Here is a 2,876-nt window from a genome sequence, read left to right as displayed (position 1 = left end):
CCACCCGCGAGCGGTACGCGCTGATCATGCGCAACAACTCCTCCAAGGGCGCCGGAGCCGAGATGTGCACCCCGGCCACGCAGACGCTGCGCACGATCACCACCGCCGGGCACCAGTCGCTGCTCGAGCCCCAGACCCCGGCAGTCGAGGAATGCATGATCAGCGCGTACCGGTCGCGGGTGGTGAAGGTGCCGTGGGGGTGGCTCGTGGCACGGCTGGTGCCGTTGCCGTAGTACGGCATGAGGAGTGCGTGGTGGTTGCCTGCGGCAGCGAACGTGTCGAACGGGTCTCCTACTCGCTTGGTGGTGTTGTTGTTGCGCAGCGGCACGACCAGCGCTTCGGACTCGCGCGTGGTCCTAGTCCGCATCACCTCGGCGACCGATGTGGCCGACTCGTTCCAGGTGCCTCCTGCCGGGACCAGTAACGCGGTCTCGTTGCGGGTCGTCATGGTCCGCATTGCCTCGGCCAGCGGCGCTGCTGTCTTGCCGTCGCGGCCTTCCACCGGGATCAGTAGCTCGGGCTGTGCGTAGCGGGCGAGACCGGCGACGATTCGCTGCATCGTCTTGGCGGCCAGTGGCTTGGCGCGGTCACCGATGCGCTGACCCGGCAGGGTCCAGTCGATGGCTGCGGCAGCGGGTAGCCATCCGGGCTCGACGACGGTGTTGCGGCACGTCACGCGCGGGCAGCGCCACACGTACTGGGCGCGGTAGCGGCCCCACGCCTTGTCGGTCTGCTTCCACGCCTGCATCGCCCGCACCGCTTCGCCGCAGCCCTCGCAGTAGGCGGTCGGCCTCGTCCACCGGTTCAGGTCCGGGCACCGGCTGGCACGCAGGTGCGCGACCACATAGAGCCGGTCGCGCGATTGGGGTGCGGGGAGGCCAGCGGCCTGGGCGTGCATCGAGTTCAGGTAGACCACGTGCGAGCAGTAGCCGAGCGCGTCCAGCGCGGTGCGCCAGGCGCCCCACAGCATCCATTTCGCGGCGTCGACCACGTTCTCGACCACGATCGCGTCGTAACGGTGGTGCTCGGCGAACCGCACCACGTCCCACATCGTCGCCCGGGACCGCTCGGCCGCCTCGTCCGGCAGTGTGTCGCCGAACAGGTCCGGGGTTGCGTCCACGTTGCGCTTCTTGCCCTTGGCCTGCGAGTGGTTCGTGCACTCCGGTGATGCCCACAGCACGTTGGTGCGCGGGTACCGGCGCGGCTCCACCTGCGACAGGTCGGCGCAGTCGTGGTCGGTGTCGGGGTGGTTGCTGTTGTGGGTGTCCACGGCGAGCTTCCAGTGGTTCGCGGCCAGCCGCACGGTCACCCCAGGTACCTGGGACGCGCCGGTGCTCGAGCCACCGGCCCCGCAGAACAGGTCGGTCACGGTGAGCGTCATTGGTGGTCACTTCCCTTCAGGCTGGAGCGGGGAGGTGGCGTGAATGACGCGGACGGAGCGGGCGCCGTCTTTGTAGAGGCGGCGGATCGTGTCATCGGGGTTCGCCCTGTACACCTGGCCCCGTGTGTGGTCCGTCGGTCCGCCTTCGGCGGGGGTGCACGGGTCGAACCAGTAGAGGCGGAACTTCACGTTGCCCAGGCCGTCACGTCTGGCCTCGGGGTCGAGCTGGAGAATGAACTCTCCCTCGCCGGGCTTGGGGATATTGCAGTACTCGGCGGCTGTCGGGTTCTTGCTGGTGAGGGTCATTGGTGGATCTCCTTGGCCTTCTAGCTGGTGGGCTTTGTGTGACGGCAGCCCGTTCTTGGGGCCTGCCGGCTACTGCCGTCTGCCGGGCCGCTAGAGGCTCCGAAGTCAAGGGGCTGTCGGCTGGTGGACAAGGAAACAAGCGAGCTTGCGAGCGCCGCCGTCCTCCAGGCGAGAACCCCTTGACTTTGGAGGGGGCGGTCTGGCACCGCCCACCAACCTCAACCAGAGAAGGGAATTGATCCGGCCGGAGGCCGGACCAGTCTCGGTTCAGACATCGGCCAGCGGACTGCCCAGATCCGCGGCCGTGTCCTTGATGGCCTGCTCGTCCTCGACCCGCGCGGCGGTGTCATCGGCATGCCACCGGGTCAGCGCCTCGTCGCGGGCATCGTCACCGGCCGCGGTGTCGGCCTGGTCCCGGACGCGGTCAACGATGACCTCGGCACGCCGTATCGCCGCCGTGCAAGCACTGGTCTCGATCTGCGCCCGCAGGTCGTCCCGGTCTTCTTGCTGGCGCGGACCTCCGGCGCCTAACGTGCCGGCGCGGTCGTCTTCGGCCGCATCATCGTCGGCCCTGTCGGTCCGCTGCCAAGCGTCCTCAACCGGGACATCGGTGCGCGCATCATGCCGCTGATGTCTTTCGTCGCCGAGGGCGCTGGAGACATAGTCGTCCTCCGTGTCGTCATCGTCCGTGGGGAGCATGCGCCGTTCGACGGTCTCGTCTCCCGTCGTGTCGGCGGGGTCGGTGTCGATCTGTTGATCCGCCGTGTCCTCGATCATCATCATGTGCCGGTCGGCGCCGCCGAACCGAATGGCGGCGTCACGCTCTGCCTTACCGAGCAGGTCTTCACGGTCCTGAGGGATGACGTGAACGGTTCCGGAGTCCTGGTCGTGGGTCATTCGCTGCAAGGCGGCGTCGACCTCCTCGCGGCTGTCCGGCTCCCTGCCCGCTTGGCGCGCCTGCGAGCCGAGTTCGCTGCGGATGGCAGCGAGGTCGATCCACGTCTTGCCATCGTCGCCGTCCTCGGCGGCGAGGGCGATCTGGACGTCGTAGGCGTGCCGCGCGGCGTTCTCGACAACCCGTTCACGTTGCAGGCGGGCGGCTTCTTTGAAGTCGGCGTCGTTGTCGCTCGCGAACTCGGTTACCTGCGCGGCTGGGAACAGTTGGTCGGCAGCGTCTGGCTGGTACGCC

At 68.3% G+C, this 2,876-nt stretch carries 3 protein-coding genes; all 3 read right to left on the bottom strand.

All coding sequences use genetic code 11. The features are described 5' to 3' along the window. Positions 1 to 1,381: DNA cytosine methyltransferase (locus tag VFG33_RS18305; RefSeq protein ID WP_325054104.1), on the bottom strand; the 1,381-nt coding region annotated here is incomplete at its 3' end. A gap of 6 nt (positions 1,382 to 1,387) precedes the next feature. After that, positions 1,388 to 1,687, bottom strand: a complete 300-nt coding sequence (locus tag VFG33_RS18300) for a hypothetical protein (protein WP_325054103.1) — start codon at positions 1,685 to 1,687, stop codon at positions 1,388 to 1,390. A gap of 267 nt (positions 1,688 to 1,954) precedes the next feature. Continuing rightward, the coding region (locus VFG33_RS18295) for a hypothetical protein (RefSeq protein ID WP_325054102.1) at positions 1,955 to 2,876 on the bottom strand (922 nt) is incomplete at its 5' end.

It is taken from the genome of Kribbella sp., from assembly GCF_035687465.1.
GTDB lineage: Bacteria > Actinomycetota > Actinomycetes > Propionibacteriales > Kribbellaceae > Kribbella.
Note: the sequence above shows the minus strand (reverse complement) of the source record. Positions and strands in the feature narration are given on the sequence as shown.